At 72.2% G+C, this 16348-nt stretch carries 16 protein-coding genes and 1 pseudogene; 8 read left to right on the forward strand and 9 right to left on the reverse strand.

Features of this window, described 5'->3' with window-relative positions; all coding sequences use genetic code 11:
* Nucleotides 1-12: 12 nt before the first annotated feature.
* Nucleotides 13-831 carry an RraA family protein gene (locus AACH11_RS20965; RefSeq protein ID WP_341376224.1) on the reverse strand — a complete coding sequence of 273 codons (819 nt, stop codon included), beginning with the start codon at nt 829-831 and terminating at the stop codon, nt 13-15.
* Between the two features lie 135 nt (nt 832-966).
* Here AACH11_RS20965 and AACH11_RS20970 point away from each other — a divergent pair, with 135 nt between their 5' ends.
* Complete coding sequence (locus AACH11_RS20970; protein ID WP_341376225.1) at nt 967-2613, forward strand: IclR family transcriptional regulator domain-containing protein; 1647 nt, start codon at nt 967-969, stop codon at nt 2611-2613.
* 41 nt (nt 2614-2654) lie between these two features.
* On the opposite strand, the gene AACH11_RS20975 is transcribed toward AACH11_RS20970, so the two are convergent.
* Nucleotides 2655-3551: a LysR family transcriptional regulator gene (locus AACH11_RS20975; protein ID WP_341376226.1), complete on the reverse strand. Its 897-nt coding sequence runs from the start codon at nt 3549-3551 to the stop codon at nt 2655-2657.
* A 129-nt stretch (nt 3552-3680) separates the two neighbouring features.
* On the opposite strand from AACH11_RS20975, the gene AACH11_RS20980 reads away from it, so the two are divergent.
* Together AACH11_RS20980 and AACH11_RS20985 are read left to right on the forward strand one after the other, a co-directional pair.
* Nucleotides 3681-4217, forward strand: a complete 537-nt coding sequence (locus AACH11_RS20980; RefSeq protein WP_341376227.1) for an SRPBCC family protein — start codon at nt 3681-3683, stop codon at nt 4215-4217.
* Nucleotides 4218-4388: 171 nt separating this feature from the next.
* Nucleotides 4389-5486, forward strand: a complete 1098-nt coding sequence (locus AACH11_RS20985; RefSeq protein ID WP_341376261.1) for an NADH:flavin oxidoreductase/NADH oxidase — start codon at nt 4389-4391, stop codon at nt 5484-5486.
* Between the two features lie 49 nt (nt 5487-5535).
* Here AACH11_RS20985 and hppD read toward each other — a convergent pair whose 3' ends face one another.
* The gene (gene hppD, locus AACH11_RS20990; protein WP_341376228.1) at nt 5536-6621 is read right to left on the reverse strand and encodes a 4-hydroxyphenylpyruvate dioxygenase; all 1086 of its coding nucleotides are present in this window, start codon (nt 6619-6621) and stop codon (nt 5536-5538) included.
* 139 nt (nt 6622-6760) lie between these two features.
* Between hppD and AACH11_RS20995 the strand changes: the two genes are divergently transcribed.
* The 5 genes and pseudogenes from AACH11_RS20995 (at nt 6761) to chrA (ending at nt 10218) form a co-directional block, all read left to right on the forward strand.
* Entirely contained in the window at nt 6761-7234 is a 474-nt protein-coding gene (locus AACH11_RS20995; protein WP_341376229.1) for an Lrp/AsnC family transcriptional regulator, read from the forward strand.
* Between the two features lie 8 nt (nt 7235-7242).
* On the forward strand, nt 7243-7641 hold the full coding sequence (locus tag AACH11_RS21000; RefSeq protein WP_341376230.1) for a YkvA family protein: 399 nt from the start codon (nt 7243-7245) through the stop codon (nt 7639-7641).
* Between the two features lie 44 nt (nt 7642-7685).
* Nucleotides 7686-7796 (forward strand): annotated as a pseudogene (locus AACH11_RS21005) (RidA family protein); the annotation flags it as partial.
* A gap of 87 nt (nt 7797-7883) precedes the next feature.
* Nucleotides 7884-8858 carry a chromate resistance protein ChrB domain-containing protein gene (locus tag AACH11_RS21010; RefSeq protein ID WP_341376231.1) on the forward strand — a complete coding sequence of 325 codons (975 nt, stop codon included), beginning with the start codon at nt 7884-7886 and terminating at the stop codon, nt 8856-8858.
* The gene (chrA, locus tag AACH11_RS21015) at nt 8845-10218 is read left to right on the forward strand and encodes a chromate efflux transporter (protein WP_341376232.1); all 1374 of its coding nucleotides are present in this window, start codon (nt 8845-8847) and stop codon (nt 10216-10218) included. Before AACH11_RS21010 ends, chrA begins: the two co-directional genes overlap by 14 nt.
* 62 nt (nt 10219-10280) lie before the next feature.
* Here chrA and AACH11_RS21020 read toward each other — a convergent pair whose 3' ends face one another.
* The 6 genes from AACH11_RS21020 to AACH11_RS21045 all read right to left on the reverse strand — a co-directional run bounded on the left by AACH11_RS21020 (nt 10281) and on the right by AACH11_RS21045 (nt 16334).
* Nucleotides 10281-11324: a MurR/RpiR family transcriptional regulator gene (locus tag AACH11_RS21020; RefSeq protein ID WP_341376233.1), complete on the reverse strand. Its 1044-nt coding sequence runs from the start codon at nt 11322-11324 to the stop codon at nt 10281-10283.
* An 85-nt stretch (nt 11325-11409) separates the two neighbouring features.
* Complete coding sequence (locus AACH11_RS21025) at nt 11410-12402, reverse strand: LacI family DNA-binding transcriptional regulator (protein WP_341376234.1); 993 nt, start codon at nt 12400-12402, stop codon at nt 11410-11412.
* Between the two features lie 44 nt (nt 12403-12446).
* On the reverse strand, nt 12447-13481 hold the full coding sequence (locus AACH11_RS21030) for a Gfo/Idh/MocA family oxidoreductase (protein WP_341376235.1): 1035 nt from the start codon (nt 13479-13481) through the stop codon (nt 12447-12449).
* A gap of 61 nt (nt 13482-13542) precedes the next feature.
* Nucleotides 13543-14346 (reverse strand): TIM barrel protein, encoded by an 804-nt coding sequence (locus tag AACH11_RS21035; protein WP_341376236.1) that lies wholly within the window; start codon nt 14344-14346, stop codon nt 13543-13545.
* A 58-nt stretch (nt 14347-14404) separates the two neighbouring features.
* Entirely contained in the window at nt 14405-15196 is a 792-nt protein-coding gene (locus AACH11_RS21040; RefSeq protein WP_341376237.1) for an ATP-binding cassette domain-containing protein, read from the reverse strand.
* A 1-nt stretch (nt 15197) separates the two neighbouring features.
* Nucleotides 15198-16334, reverse strand: coding sequence for an ABC transporter permease (locus tag AACH11_RS21045; protein WP_423228789.1), 1137 nt, complete (start codon nt 16332-16334; stop codon nt 15198-15200).
* Between the last annotated feature and the right edge of the window lie 14 nt (nt 16335-16348).

Here is a 16348-nt window from a genome sequence, read left to right on the forward strand (position 1 = left end):
GCGTGCGGCCGGTCAGGCCGCGGCCGGCCCTCGGGGCGCGATCTCCGGCCGACCGGCCGCGCACCAGGCGCGGAACTCGGCACGGGTGTCGTCGCTCGGCGGGTACAGGCCCCACAGCGGCTCGCCGGCGCGCACGCGCAGGGCCAGGTAGGCCTCGATGTCGTCGCGTTGCTCGCACAGGTCGGCCATCTCCTCGGCCATGGCCGCCGGAATGATGGTGATGTTCTCGCCGTCACCGTGGATCACGTCGCCCGGGTAGACGGCCACGCCGGCGCAGGCGATGGGCACCTGCAGATCGGCCACGTGGTGGTAGGACAGCCGGGTGGTGTTGGTCACGCCGGTGCACCAGACGGGGAAGTCCATCGCCTCCAGCTCGCGGCCGTCGCGGAAGCTGCCGTCGGTGACCACGCCGCGGGCGCCGCGCATCATCATGCGGGTGATCAGCATGTTGCCCATCGAGGCGGCGCGGCCGTCGCGGTTGCTGTCGATCACCAGCACGTGGCCGGGCTCGATCTGCTCGACGCCGACCCACTGCAGGTTCTCGGCGTTGGGGCCGGTGGTGAGGTTGCCGTAGCGGTCCATGTCCTCGCGCGCCGGGATGAAGCGCATGGTGTAGGCGCGGCCCGCGAAGGGCTTGCGGCTGCGGCTGAGCTGGCTGACGCCGTGCAGCACCGGCTGGCGGATGCCCTTGATGTAGAGCTGGGTGGTCAGCGAGCCGCTGGTGCAGCGCGCCAGGCGCTCCAGCAGCGCGTCGCTGACGTGCGGCGGGGCGGGCAGGCGCGGGATCGCGTGTGCCGGCAGCGGGGCCGGGCGGTCGAAGAAGACGGTCATGGGTGCGGCGTGTCTCAGATGGCGGGAATGTGTGGCGGGTGCTGCGCTGCGATGGCCCTGCGCGACCCTGTGCACGCATCCTAGGCAGCCGTGCTTCGCGTTCCAATGCAGGCCTCGCCGCTCCGCCTCCACACCATGGCCCGCGTTCCAAGCACTGGGAAAAAGACCGCCATCGAGCCGCCCGCGGCCGTCTGGACCGACCCGGCCACCGCGGCGGCGGCGGTCGGCGAGGGCACGGCCGCGCTGGACAAGGCCATCGATGTGCTGATGGCCGTCGTCGACGCCGAGGACGGCCTGGGCCAGGCCGCGTTGTCCGAACGGCTGGCACTGCCCCGCACCACGGTCTACCGCCTGCTGGCCACGCTGGTGGCGCGCGGGCTGCTGCGGCGCGATCCGTCGCGCAAGGTCTACACGCTGGGGGCGCGCTGCTTCGACATGGGCCGCAAGGCCCGCGCCACGCCGGATCTGGTGGCGGCCGCCGCCATCGAGCTGCGCGCGCTGCGTGACCTCACCGGTGAGACCACCTACCTGGCCGCGCTCGACGGGCAGGAGGTCGTCTCGCTCGAACGCTATGACGGGGCGCATGGCCAGCGCTCGGCCGCCGCGCTCGGCCAGCGCAAGCCCTTGCACTGCACCAGCCAGGGCAAGGCCATCCTCGGTGCCTTGCCGGCCGAGGCCCGTGATGCCCTCGTGCGCGAGCTGCGGCTGGAGGCCCTGACCCCTCGCACCCTGACCGACCGCCGCCGCCTGCAGGCCGAACTGAGGATCACCGCCGCCCGCGGCTGGGCGATGGATGACGAGGAGATCGTGCTGGGCGTGCGCTGTGTCGGCGCGCCGGTGGTCGATGCCGAGGGACGGGTGCATGGCGCCATCAGCGTGGCCGGCCCGGCCTGGCGCATCACCCGCCAGCGGGCCGAGCTGCTGGGCCCCGAGGTGGCCGAGGCGGCCCGTCGCATCGGCGGGCAGATGCGCCAGGCCGCCACGTCCGCGGCCGATCCGGCGATCACGGCGGTGGACGCGCCCTGGGCGTTCTGGGGCGCCTGTCCGCGCCTGCATGCCGGCGGTGCGCTGTACTGGGCCGATCGCCTGGCGCCGGCCCTGCGGGTGCTGGGGGTGGATGGCCGCGAGCGTGTCCTGCTGGAGGCCGAGGCGCCGGTGACCGGGCTCGCCTTCCTCGGCGACGACCTGGTGCTGACCCACGAGGCCGGCGCCACCCGTGTCACCCCCGATGGCCGCCATGCGCCCTTGACGGCCTGGCCGGCCGGCGTGCTGCAGGCACTGTGCAACGGCCCGGACGGCCGGCTGTGGGCGGCCCTGCCCACGCCACAGGGCGGCAGCCGCATCGGCGAGATCGCGCCGGGCGGGGCCTTCCGCGGGGCCTGGCAGGTGGATGAGCCGGTGCAGGCCCTGGCCTGGTCGGCCGACGGGCAGCAGCTGCACCTGGCCGCGCCGGCCTCGGGCAGCCTGCTGGTGGTGCGCACCCAGGGCACGGCCGTGCGTCGCCTGGCCACGCTGCCGCCGGGCGCCGGCCGCATCTCCGGCCTGGCCCTCGATGACCAGGGCGGCACCTGGACCGCGCTGGCCGAAGGCTGGAGCGTGGTGCGCGTGGCGGCCGACGGCCAGCTCGACCGGGTGGTGGGCCTGCCCGTGCCCTGTCCGACCGACCTCGCCTTCGATGCGGCCGGTCGCCGCCTGTGGGTCACCACCGCGCGGCAGACGGTGCCGCTGGATGCGCTGGAAAAGGCGCCCTGGTCGGGGCGGCTGCTGTCGGTGGGCCTGTAGATCCGCGGGCCGCGGGATGGACGGCCGCGGCCGCCGGGTGCTCAGGCACAACAGCCGAACAACAGCTCCCGCACCCAGCGCTGCCCCGCGTCGCGGTGCCGGCGCTCGTGCCAGACGGCGATCTTGCTGAAGCCGGGCACGTCCAGCGGCGGCGTGCAGCGGCCCAGGCCGGGCTCGTCGGCCACCAGGCGCGAGGGGGCGACGGCGATCAGGTTGGTGCGGCGCAGCAGCTCGGGCAGCATCAGGAAGCTGCCGACCGAGGCCACGACGCGCCGCTGGCGGCCGAGGGCGGCCAGCGCGTGGTCGGTGGCGCCCTCGAAGGCCGGGCCGCCGTAGGACACCAGCGCGTGGTCCTGGGCGCAGAAGGTGTCCAGCGTGCAGGGGCCGCCGGCCAGTGCCGGGTGGTCGTGGCGGGCGACGCAGACGTAGTGCTCGTCGAACAGCGTGCGGGCATGCAGCTCGGGCGGCGCGGCCTGGGGCGTGGTCAGCGCCAGGTCGATGTCGCCGCGTTCGAGCTGGGCGCCGATGCGGGTGTCGTCGATCGGCTGCACGGCGATGCGCACGCCCGGCGCCTGCGCCCGCAGTGCCGTCAGCCAGGGCAGGACGACGGCGCGCAAGGCGTAGTCGGTGGCGGCCACCGTCATCGTCAGCGCCGCGGTGGTGGGGTCGAACTGCAGCGGTTGCAGCAGGGCGGCCACCTCCAGCAGCACCTGGCGCACGGCCGGCGCCAGCGCCTCGGCCCGCGCGGTGGGCACCACGCCGCGCGAGGCCCGCACGAACAGCGGATCGCCGAAGGCCTCGCGCAGGCGGCCTAGCATGCCGCTGACGGCCGGCTGTGTCAGCGCCAGGCGCTGGGCGGCGCGCGTCACGCTGCGCTCGTCCATCAGCGCGTCGAAGGCCTTCAGCAGGTTCAGGTCCAGGGTTCTGATATCAGCCACGGCGATGATTCTGATATGAAAGCGTGATTGGCGTGATGAGTCGGAGGTCGCCACCATGGCGGTCCTGGGGCGGCCCGGCCGCATCCATCCCGCACATCCCGCACCTTCCCGCACGAGAGAACCGGTTCCATGCCGCACGACATCCGACAGCACGCCATCGTCTGGCCCGAGGGCTTCGTCCCAGGCTTCACCGACAACTTCTGCTCCAACGAGGTCATCGCCGCCGGCCTCGGCGCCGCCGACATCTGGCCGCTGCTGGTCACGCCGGCGCTGTGGCCCGGCTACTACGCCAACTCGGCCCACCCGCGCTTCCACGACGGCCGCGGCCCGCAGCTGGCCGCCGGCGACCGCTTCCATTTCGAGACCTTCGGCTTCCCGGTGGAGGCGCAGTGCAACGAGTACGTGGCCCCGACGGTTGGCCAACCGGGCCGGGTGGCCTGGCACGGCTGGGTGGGCGAACCCGGCGCCGCCGACCGCCTGGACGTGCACCACGCCTGGCTGGTGGAGGATCTGGACGGCGGCCGCGTGCGCATCCTGACCCAGGAGACGCAGAAGGGCGCCCCGGCGCTCGAGCTGGCCCGCGCCCGGCCCAACCCCATGATCAACGGCCACCAGGACTGGCTGGATGGTCTGGTGGCCGAGGCCCGCCGCCGCCGCGCCGCCTGATGCGGGCGCCGCCCGGTCCGGCCGCCCTGCGCCGTGCGTGACGAGGCGCGCGTGACGGCCCGTGCGTGACGGTCCGTGCGTGAGCGGCCAGAATCGGCCATCATTCCCCCGCGTGGCCGAGCTGCCGTTGCAGGCCCTGACCCTCACCCACTTCGTCACATGAGCGACACGCTGCCCGCCCTGTTCCGCCCCTTCACGCTGAAGGACCTGACGCTGCGCAACCGCATCGCCGTGGCGCCGATGTGCCAGTACTCGGCCACCGACGGCCGGGTCAACGACTGGCATGTCGCGCACTACGCGGGTCTGGCGCGTGGCGGTGCCGGCCTGGTGGTGGTCGAGGCCACCGCCGTCTCGCCCGAGGGGCGCATCACCCCCGCCTGCCTGGGCCTGTGGGAAGACGCACAGATCGAAGGTCTGGCCCGCGTGGCCGCGGCCATCAAGGCCGCCGGTGCGGTGCCGGGTCTGCAGATCGCCCATGCCGGCCGCAAGGCCAGCGCCAACCGGCCGTGGGAGGGCGACGACCACATCCCGGCCGATGACCTGCGGGCCTGGCCGCCGATCTCGCCCTCGGCCGTCGCCTTCGGCGGTGGCCTGCCGCGCGTGCCGCACGAGATGACGCTGTCCGACATCGCCCGCGTGCGCGAGGCCTTCGTCGCCACCGCCCGGCGCGCGCGGGCCGCCGGCTTCGAATGGCTGGAGCTGCACTTCGCCCACGGCTACCTGGCGCAGAGCTTCTTCTCCGTGCATGCCAACCAGCGCCAGGATGCCTATGGCGGCGACGCCACCGGCCGCGGCCGCTTCCTGCGCGAGACCTTCTCGGCCGTGCGCGCCATCTGGCCCGAGCGCCTGCCGCTGACCGCCCGCTTCGGCGTGCTGGAGTTCGATGGCCGCGACGAGCAGACGCTGGCCGAAGCCATCGACCTGGCCCGCGCGTGGAAGGCCGACGGCCTGGACCTGCTGAACGTCAGCATCGGCTTCTCGACCCCCGCGGCCGACATCCGCTGGGCGCCGGCCTTCCTGGCCCCGATCGCCGAGCGCGTGCGCCGCGAGGCCGGCCTGCCGGTGGCCTCGTCCTGGGGCATCGACGACCCGCACGATGCCGAGCGGGTCATCGCCGCGCAGCAGATGGATCTGGTGATGGTCGGCCGCGCCCACCTGGCCAACCCGCACTGGCCGCTGGTGGCCGCCCAGCGCCTGGGCCTGCCGCGTCCGACCTGGGTGCTGCCGGCGCCGTATGCGCATTGGCTGGAGCGTTATGCGGTGAAGTGAGCCTCCAGGGGCCGGGTCCCGGGTCCGCGTGCCCGAGCCTGCGGCCCGCTCACGCCGCCTCGGTCTGCAGCACGCCGCGGCGGATCTGGTCGCGTTCGATCGACTGGAACAGGGCCTTGAAGTTGCCCTCGCCGAAGCCGTCGTCGCCCTGGCGCTGGATGAACTCGAAGAACACCGGGCCGAGCAGCGTCTGGCTGAAGATCTGCAGCAGCAGCCGCGGCTGGCCGCCCTCGGTCGTGCCGTCGAGCAGGATGCCGCGGGTGCGCAGGTCCGCCACCGGCTGGCCGTGGCCGGGCAGGCGCTGCTCCAGCATCTCGTAGTAGATGTCGTTGGGCGCGGTCATCAGCGGCACGCCGGACAGCGCCAGGCGGTCGATCGTCGCCAGGATGTCGTCGGTCAGCAGGGCGATGTGCTGGATGCCCTCGCCGTTGAACTGCATCAGGAACTCCTCGATCTGGCCGCTGCCGCCGCGGCCGGCCTCCTCGTTGAGCGGGATGCGGATCTGGCCGTCGGGCGCGGTCATGGCCTTCGAGCTGAGCCCGGTGTACTCGCCCTGGATGTCGAAGTAGCGGATCTCGCGGAAGTTGAACAGCTTCTCGTAGAAGCCGGCCCAGTAGGCCATCCGGCCGCGGTAGACGTTGTGCGTCAGGTGGTCGATGCGCGTCAGGCCGTGGCCGACGGGATGGGTCTCGACGCCGTCCACCCACTCGAAGTCGATGTCGTAGATCGAGCGGCCGGGCTCGAAGCGGTCGATCAGGTACAGCGGCGCACCGCCGATGCCGCGGATGGCCGGCAGGCGCAGCTCCATCGGGCCGGTCGGGATGTCCAGCGGCTGGGCGCCGAGGGCCAGCGCGCGGGCATAGGCGCGGTGCGCGTCCTTCACGCGGAAGGCCATGCCGCAGGCCGACGGCCCGTGCTCGGCGGCGAAGTACGCGGCCTGGCTGTGCGGCTCCTGGTTGACGATGAAGTTGATGCCCCCCTGACGGTACAACTGGACGGCCTTCGAGCGGTGGCGTGCGACGAGGCTGAAGCCCATGGTCTCGAACAGCGGTTCCAGCACGCCCGGCGTCGGCGCGGCGAACTCGACGAACTCGAAGCCTGCCAGGCCCATGGGGTTGTCGAACAGATCGGTCATGGTGTGCTCCTGTCAGCGCCGTGATGGCTGGCGGAGAAACTTTAGGCCGCTGTCCGCCGAATGTTCTCTCGTATGATTCCCGGGAAAACCCAGAATGACGAGAGAAGATTTCCTCGTCCGGCCTTCAGGAGAGAGGATCTTGTACACGCTCGATCTGGACCGCACCGACCTGCGGATCCTCGACCATCTGCAGGCCCACGCCCGGGCGACCAACATGGAGCTGGCGCAGGCCGTCAGCCTGTCGCCGGCGCAGTCGCACCGGCGGCACCGCCGGCTGGAGGAGGCCGGCTTCATCGCCCGCTACGAGACGCGGCTGAACGCGGTGCGCCTCGGTCTGACGGTCATCGCCTTCATCCACGTCTCGATGGAGCGCAGCCACATCCGCGAGCTGGACCGCTTCAAGGACCTGCTGGCCGGCCTGCCCGAGGTGCAGGAGTGCTACTCGGTGACCGGCGACTTCGACTACGTGCTCAAGGTCGTCGCGCGCGATCTGCCGTCCCTCTCGCGCTTCCTGATGGACTCGCTGATGCGGCTGCCGGGCGTGGCCGCCGTGCGCTCGAGCGTGTGCATGGACGAGATCAAGTGCACCACGGCGCTGCCGCTGCCGGTCTGAGCGTCGTCATGGGGTCCTGGTCCACCCTCGGCCCCGCTCTGCGCGGCTGGGCCCGTCGCCTCAAGCGCGACGGTATGACCCTGTGGTTCGCCTGCCGCATGCCGGCCACGCCGTGGGCGGTGAAGGCGCTGTGCGCGCTGGTCGTCGCCTATGCGCTGAGCCCCATCGACCTGGTGCCCGATGTCATCCCCGTGCTGGGCTATGTGGACGATGTGCTGCTGCTGCCCGGGTTGATCTGGCTGGCGCTGAAACTGCTGCCACCGACGGTGCGCGAGGCCTGTCGGGCGCAGGCCGAGGACTGGATGGCGCGCCAGGGCCGGCGGCCGGTGAGCCGGGCGGGGGTGCTGCTGGTGGTGGCCGTCTGGGTGGCCGTGGCGTGGGCGGCTTGGCGGTGGTGGCGGGGGTGAGGCCGTGCGCAGCGGCCATGTCGCGCGGCAGACACAGGACGCCGGTGATGCAGGAGTTCTGGGGGCCGGCGCCGCATCCGGCCTTGACCGGGGTCGGCGTCACCTGGCTCTACGGCTTCCAGTTCGAGATCAAGGTCGTGGCCAGGAGCGCCTGACCCGGGCGGTCACCGGGCCCGGCCCGCGGGCCTGAGGGCTAGCGGGCTTTCGACGAAGCAATCATTTCAATATGCGATGATTGCTTCATGAGCACCTGGTTCATCCTGACCGCGACCTTGCCCACCTCGCCCAGCGGCTTGCGGGTGAAGGTCTGGCGCTCGCTCAGGGCGACCGGTGCGGGGACCTTGCGTGAGGGCGTGTACGTGCTGCCCGAGCACGCGCCCGGTGCCCAGACCCTGTCGGCGCTGGAGCGAACCATCGTCGAGGCCGGTGCCGCGGCCCATCTGCTCGTCGTCCAGGCCCGTGATGACGCGCAGGAACAGGCCTTCCGGGCGCTCTTCGACCGCGCGGATCTGTATGCGGACTTCCTGCAGTCGACGAAGGAGGCGCGCAGGCCGCTGCAGGACAGGACGGCCACCGAAGCCGGCTTGCGCAAGGTGCTGCGCAGCCTGGAGACGCAGCTGCGGTCGATCCAGACCCATGATTTCTTCCCCGGCGCGGACGGCCGGAAGGCGGCCGACGCGATGTCGGCCTTGCGCCGGGAGGTCGAGCTGCACCTCGCCCCCGATGAGCCCTCGGCCACCACGGTGGCCATCGCGCGCCGGGCCGTCGCCGACCATCAGGGCCGCACCTGGGCCACGCGTCAGAGGCCTTGGGTGGACCGTCTGGCCACGGCCTGGCTGATCCAGCGCTTCATCGACCGGCGGCCGCGCTTCATCTGGCTGGCCGATGCCCGCCAGTGTCCGAAGTCCGCGCTGGGCTATGACTACGACGGCGCCACCTTCACGCACGTGGGTGAGCGCGTGACCTTCGAGGTCGTGGCCGAAGCCTTCGGCCTGCTCGATGACCCGGCGCTGCAGCGGCTGGCCGCGCTCGTCCACTGCATCGACGTCGGGGGCATCCCGGTGGATGAGGCGCCCGGCCTTGAAATGCTCATCCGCGGCCTGCAGGCCCGGCATGCCGACGACCACGCGCTGCTGGCCGCCGCGCTGCCGGTCTTCGATGCCTGCCATGCCGCCCTGGCAGGCCGCCCCCTGGAACATCCGAATGACCCCTCCTGATCCCCTGAACCCCACGGTGGCCGCGCCGCCACCACCCGTCTCCCGTGGCGAGGCCTTGCGCTTCTGGCTCAAGCTGGGCTGCATCAGCTTCGGCGGGCCGGCCGGGCAGATCGCGCTCATGCACGAGGAGCTGGTCGAGCGCCGCCGCTGGATCTCGGAGCGCCGGTTCCTGCATGCGCTCAACTACTGCATGGTGCTGCCGGGGCCCGAGGCGCAGCAGCTGGCCACCTACATCGGCTGGCTGATGCACCGCAGTTGGGGCGGTATCGTCGCGGGCGGGCTCTTCGTGCTGCCGTCCCTGTTCCTGCTGATCGGCCTGTCGTGGATCTACCTGGCCTACGGCAGTGTGCCCGCCATCGCGGGGCTGTTCCATGGCATCAAGCCGGCCGTCACGGCGCTGGTGGTGCATGCCGCCTGGCGCGTGGGATCGCGCGCCTTGAAGAACGCCTGGCTGTGGTCGATCGCCGCGGCGTCCTTCGTCGCGATCTTCGCCTTGAGTCTGCCGTTTCCGCTGATCGTGCTGATCGCCGGACTGATCGGCCATGTCGGCGGCAAGGTGGCGCCCGACAGGTTCAAGACGGGGGGCGGACATGGCGCCGCCGCACAGGGCCATGGCCCGGCCTTGATCGACGATGACACGCCTGCGCCGGACCATGCGCGCTTCACCTGGGCGCGCTTTCGCGGTGTCCTGGCGGTCAGCCTGGCGCTGTGGGCGCTCGCGATGGGCCTTCTGGTGGCCTTCTTCGGCTGGGACGGCGTGCTGACCCGCATGGGCTGGTTCTTCACCAAGGCGGCGCTGTTGACCTTCGGCGGCGCCTACGCCGTGCTGCCCTATGTCTACCAGGGCGCCGTCGACCACTTCCACTGGCTGACGGCGCCGCAGATGATCGACGGCCTGGCGCTGGGGGAGACCACCCCCGGTCCGCTGATCATGGTGGTGGCCTTCGTCGGCTTCGTCGGCGGCTGGACGATGCAGATCTTCGGCAGCGACGCGCTGCTGCTGGCCGGCGCCGTGGCCGCCACGGTGGTGACCTTCTTCACCTTCCTGCCGTCGTTCTGCTTCATCCTGCTCGGCGGCCCGTTCATCGAGTCCACCCACGGCCAGCTGAGGTTCACCGCGCCGCTGACCGGCATCACCGCGGCCGTGGTCGGCGTCATCGTGAACCTGGCGCTGTTCTTCGCCTATCACGTCCTGTGGCCGCAGGGCCTGGCCGGGCCGTTCGACGCGGCCAGCGCCGCCATCGGGCTGGTCGCCGCGGTGGCGCTGTTCCGGTTCAAGGCGGGGGTGATCCCGGTCGTGTGCGGCGCGGGTCTGGCCGGTCTGGCCGTCCAGCTGGGACGGACGGCGCTCGGCCTCTGACCCGGCCGCTGACGCTCGACCCGGCACGGCCCGCGGCGCCCGGGCTGGTTCGGCCGTGTCGCTCAGGCCGGTTCAGCCCGGCCTGCGCCCTCCAGCCGGAACGCCAGGCCGACGAACAGCGCCTGTGCCACGGTCACCGCATTGGTCAGCGCGCGGAAGCCCTGCGTGCTGCTCTCCGGCACGTTCAGGCTGACGGTCGCGATGCGGGCCAGCGGGCTGTCGGCCGTGTCGGTCAGGGCGATCACGCTGGCGCCCAGCGTGCGGGCGACGCGTGCGGCATGCAGCGTCTCCTCGGCCCAGGGCGCGAAGCTGACGGCGATCAGCGCGTCGTCGGGCCGCAGGCCGCGCAACTGGCCGTCCTGCATGCCACCGGCCAGGTCCACCCACTGCACGGGCTTGTCCAGGCTCTGCAGCGCGTAGGCCAGGTAGCTGGCCACCGGATAGGCGCGGCGCACGCCCACCACCCACAGCGTGCGGGCGCGGGCCAGGCCGCCGAGGGCGTGGCGCAGGTCCTCGGCGCGGATCTGGCGCTGCAGCTGCTTGACGCCGGCGCAGGCGCCGTCGATGACGTCGAAGGCGATCTCGGTGCCGTCGGGGCCATGGGTGTCATCGGTGCCATCGGTGCCATCGGTGCCGGCATGGGGCGCACGCTCGGCATCGCCGTCAGGCCTGGCCTCCAGGCGGGGGCGCAGGCGTTCGCGGACGTCGGGGCGCTGGCCGAGGCGGTGGCGGCGGAAGTCGTCGCTGAAGGCCTGCTTGAGCTCCTGGAAGCCGTGGAAGCCGAAGTGCTTGGCGAAGCGCACGACGGCCGAGGGCTGGGTGCCGCAGCGCTCGGCCACGTCCTGGATGCGCTCCAGCACCAGGTAGTCGGCATGCTGCAGCACGTAGCGGGCGATGGCCTTGAGCTGGCGGCTGAGCTGCGGCATCTCGTCGCGGATGCGCTGGATCAGCGGGGCGCCGCGGGGGGCGGTCGGCGGCTCGGTGGCTGTCCGCCCGGCTGGCGCCGCGTCGGACGCCGTGTCGGTGTCGGGCCAGGGCGTGGGCGTGCCGGGTTCGATCCGGGGTGCGCCGGCGGCCCGGTGCGGTGCGGTGGGCTGTTGCAGCATGGCGGTGTCGGCTCCGGAGCGATGCCGGCCGGCGTGCGGCGCGGGCGGGCGGCGTGCAGCGCACGGCCCGCGGCCCGCGCCGGGCTCAGGTCGAGCCGCGCACGATCAGCCGGCCGGGCAGGGTGATGGAGGCCGGCTCGCGCCGGCCCTGCAGCATGTCGACGAGGGCGGCCACCATCTCGTCCATCGGCTGCGCGTAGGTGGTGAGGTCGAACAGGCCCAGCCCGGTCAGGTCGTTGCCGTCGTAGCCGGCGATCGCCAGGTCCTGCGGCACGCGCAGGCCGAAGCCGCGCTGGGCGACGTCGAGCGCGCCGATGGCCAGCACGTCGTTCTCGCACATCAGCACGTCGATGCGCTGGTCGGCCGGGGTGCGGTCCAGGTAGTCGCGCAGGCAGGCCTCGGCGGCCTTCACGTCGTAGGCGCCGGCGGCCAGCTCGGGCACGTCCGCCACGCCGCGTGCGCGCCAGTTCTCGGCGAAGCAGCGTTGGCGGCCCAGCCCGGTGGACAGCGCCTTGGCGCCGGACATGAAGCCCGGCCGCCGGTAGCCACGCGCGGCCAGGTGCGCGACGATCTCGCGCATCGAGACCTCCGCGTCACAGGCCACCGACGGGATGCCCTCGACCTGGCTCTCGCGGGCCAGCACGAACAGCGGCGGGCTGCCGGGCTGGATGGCCGCCGCCAGGGTCTCGTCGCGGAAGCCCGTGCCCATCAGCACCACCGCATCGACCTGGCGCTGGTCGGCATGGAGGAAGGCGTGCGCATGGTCGAAGTGCTGGCCGATGTGCACCAGCATCGCCATCAGCCCCTCGGCCTGCAGCGCCGCGGTCAGCGTCTCCAGCACGGCCAGCTTGTGCAGGTTGCTGAAGTCGTCGACCAGCACCGCGATCTGGTGCGTGGTCTTGGTGCTCAGGCTGCGCGCCAGCAGGTTGGGCCGGTAGCCCAGACGCTCGGCCACCGCCATCACGTGCTCGCGGCTCTTCTCCGAGATGTAGGAGCCGGGCGCGAACGCGCGGGTGACGGTCCAGCGGGAGACCCCGGCTTCGAGGGCGACGTCGGCGGCGGTGGCTTTGCGGGTCATGGGGCGGGCGGTGGGCGGGGCGCGACGGGCCCGGGCGGCGGGGCTCAGGCCGCGACGATGTCGGACAGGCGGATCGCCCGATTCTGCTGGATCGACGCGATGCAGCCCAAGGCCACGGCCAGCGCGGCACGGGCATCGGCGCCGCCGGGCCCGGCGTGCGGACGGCCCTGCAGCACGCTGTCGGTGAAGTGCTGGATCTGCGCGGTGTAGGCGTCGGGGAAGTGCAGCGTGTCCATGCGGAAGGTCGACGCGGACACGCCCTGGGCATCGAAGACCCTCAGGCTGGAGGTCCGCACATCGCCCATCGTCACCATGCCGGCCGAGCCGAAGACCTCGCCGCGGATGTCGTAGCCGTAGAGCGCGCTGAAGTTGGCCTCGGCCACGGCGATGGCGCCGTTGTCGAAGCGGATCGTCACCACGGCGGTGTCGATGTGGCCGCTGGCGCGCGCGTCGGGGCGCACCAGGGCGTCGGCGATGGCGCTCACCTCGACCGGGCGGGCGCCCGGGTTCAGCCACAGCAGGGTGTCGAAGTCGTGGATCAGGGTCTCGTAGAAGATGGTCCACAGCGGCACCTTGGCCGGGTCGCCGCCCCAGGGGCCGGGGTCGCGGGTCAGCGAGCGCAGCAGCTGCGGCGTGCCGATGCGCCCGGCATCGATGGCGGCGCGGCCGTCGGCGAAGGCGCGGTCCCAGCGGCGGTTGAAGCCGACCTGCAGCTGCACGCCGTTGGCGCGGGCCGCGGCGATCACGCGGTCGGCCTCGGCCAGCGTCAGCGCCATCGGCTTCTCGCAGAAGACGTGCTTGCCGGCGTGGGCGGCGGCCTCGGCCAGCGGGGTGTGGAAGCGTGCCGGGGTGGCGATCAGCACCGCGTCGACGTCCGGGTCGGCCCACAGGGCGGCCGGATCGGTGTGGGCGGTCTCGCAGCCCAGGCTGTCGGCCAGGCGGCGCGCGGCGCCAGGGGCCGGATCGGCCACGGCGATCAGGTTCGCGTTGGGGATGCGGCGGGCGATGCTCTCGGCATGGAAGGAGCCGATGCGGCCGGCGCCGATCAGCGCGATGTTGAGGGTCTTGCGGGCGGTCATGGTCGTCAAAGTGAGGTGATGGTGGTGTGCCGGGGGCGTGCGCCCGGGGCCCGGTGTGAGATCAGACGGTGAACGCGTCGCGGAAGCGGCGCAGGGCCCGTTCGCTGTCGCCGGAGGCGAAGGCCTCCAGGCCGACGGTGCCCTGCCAGCCCATCGCCGTCAGGGCGCGGGCGATGGCCGGGTAGTGGATCTCGCCGGTGCCGGGCTCGCAGCGGCCGGGCACGTCGGCCACCTGGATCTCGGCGATCCAGGGCCGGCAGCGCTTGCACAGCTCGATCAGGTTGCCCTCGCCGATCTGCGCGTGGTAGAGGTCCAGGTTCAGGCCCAGGTGGCGCGGGCGGTTGACCGACGAGACCAGCGCCAGCGTGTCCTCGGCGCGGCCGAAGGGCGTGCCCGGATGGTCCAGCGGCAGGTTGAGGTTCTCCAGCATGAAGGTCAGGCCGTGGCGCTCGCCCAGATCGGCGATGCGCTGCAGGGTGTCGCGGGCCTTCAGCCACATGGCGCCGGTGACGGTCTCGGCCGGGTGCACCGGCAGGCCGCGGCCGTCGAGCCCGGTGCCGTGCAGGTTCAGCCGCGGCACGCCGAGGTCCTTGGCCACCGGAATCGACTGTGCGGCGGTGCGCAGCAGCTCGTCGGCGCCGGCCTCGTCGGCCAAGGTGCCGCTGATGTAGCCGGTCATCGACGAGAAGGTGGCGCCGGTGGCGGCCAGGGCGCCGATGTCGTGCTTCGTCCAGTCCCAGATCTCGACCTGGTAGCCGAGGGCGTGGATGCGCTTGACGCGCTCGACCGGCGGCAGATCGCGGAAGACCATCTCGGAGGAGACGGCCAGGGTGAAGGCGCCGACGGTGGGGGTGGGTGCGGTCATGGTGGGCGAGGGTGGGGTTCGAGGAAAAAGGGGGCGGAGAGGCTTCAGGAGCACCCGCTCAGATGGTTCCGCCAAGCTCGGCGCCGACGTCGGCCAGCTCCTTGCCGCCGGCCATCAGGTTCTGCAGCGCGTCCATCGAGATCTCGTGCTTGGCATGGGTGCCCAGCGTGCGGCCGCGGTTGAGCACGGTGAAGCGCTGGCCCACCGCATACGCATGTCGCACGTTGTGCGTGATGAAGATGACGCCCAGGCCGCGCTCGCGCACCTGGCCGATGTACTTCAGCACCATCGAGGTCTGGGCCACGCCGAGTGCCGAGGTGGGCTCGTCGAGGATCAGCACCTTGGCGCCGAAATGCACGGCACGGGCGATGGCCACGCACTGGCGCTCGCCGCCCGACAGCGTGCCCACGGCCTGCTGCGGATCGCGCACGTCGATGCCGATGCGGCGCATCTCCTCATGCGTGATGCGGTCGGCCAGCGCCATGTCGAAGCGCTTGAACGGGCCCCAGCCGGTCTCGGGCTCGCGCCCCATGAAGAAGTTGCGCGTGACCGACATCAGCGGAATCATGGCCAGGTCCTGGTAGACCGTGGCGATGCCGGCGTCGAGCGCATCGCGCGGGCTGGCGAAGCGCACCGGCCGGCCGTCGACGCGCAGCTCGCCGCTGGTGGGCTGGTGCACGCCGGCCAGCGTGCCGATCAGCGTGGACTTGCCGGCGCCGTTGTCGCCCAGCAGGCACAGCACCTCACCGGCATGCACCGTCATCGAGACGCCGCCGAGGGCGATCACCGAGCCGAAGTGCTTGGTGACGTCGCGCACCTCGATCAGCGGGGTGGATGTGGGATGGGCCATGTCACCGCTCCCCGGTCACGCGCTTGCGCACGATGTTGTTGAAGATGACCGCCAGCAGCAGCATGCCGCCGAGGAAGACGAGGTAGAAGTCCTGGTCGATGCCGGTGTAGGTCAGACCGATCAGCACCATGCCGAAGATGATCGAGCCGAAGAAGGCGCCGATGGCCGAGCCGTAGCCGCCGGTCAGCAGGCAGCCGCCGATGACCGCGGCGATGATGGCCTCGAACTCCTTCTGGAAGCCGCGGCGGGCGTCGGTCGAGCCGGCGTCCAGCACCGTCAGCACCGCCACCAGCGCGGCGCAGGCCGCGGTGGTGATGAACAGCGCGATCTTCACGCGGGCCACCGGCACGCCGGACTTGCGCGCACCCTTGGCATCGCCACCGGCGGCGAAGATCCAGTTGCCGTACTTCGTGCGCAGCAGCACCCAGGTGGCCACGGCCGTCAGCGCGATGAACCACAGGATCTCGATCGGGATGCCCGTCACCGCAGGTTGGCCGTTGTCGAAGCGCGCGATCCAGCCGCGCTCGGCCATCCAGCTGAACAGGCCGGTGAAGGTGTGGCCCATGAACAGCGGCGCCAGCACGCTGCCCTCGACCGCCTCCTTGACGCCGCGCAGCTGCGTGGCGCCGCCGCTGGCCCACTTCAGGCCCACCAGCGTCAGGCCACGCAGGATGAACAGGAAGGCCAGCGTGACGATGAAGGACGGCAGGCCGGTGCGCAGCGTGATCTGCGCGTTGACCAGGCCGATGGCCACCGCGGTGGCGAAGGTGGCCAGCAGCGCCAGCGGCAGCGGCACCTGCCAGACCACCAGGCAGCCGGCGAAGACCAGGCCGGCGAAGGCCACCATCGAGCCCAGCGACAGGTCGAACTCGCCGCCGATCATCAGCAGCGCGGCGCCGATGGCCAGGATGCCGAGCTGGGCGGCGGGGGCCATGAAGTTCATGACCCCGGCCAGCGAGAACATCGATGGATCGGCCACCGACAGGAAGAAGAGGGTCACCAGCACCAGGCCGCCGATGGCGCCGAGTTCTGGGCGACGGATCAGGGCGGCCATCGGCGAGACGTGCTTCAGACGTTCGTCGGCGGCGCGGGCCTGGCCCGTCTCGGGAGGGGAGAGCGTTCCGGTCACGGCGTTCATTCCAGGGGGCTCAT

The sequence above is a fragment of the Pseudaquabacterium rugosum genome (genome assembly GCF_038066575.1).
Taxonomy (GTDB): Bacteria; Pseudomonadota; Gammaproteobacteria; order Burkholderiales; family Burkholderiaceae_C; genus Pseudaquabacterium; species Pseudaquabacterium rugosum.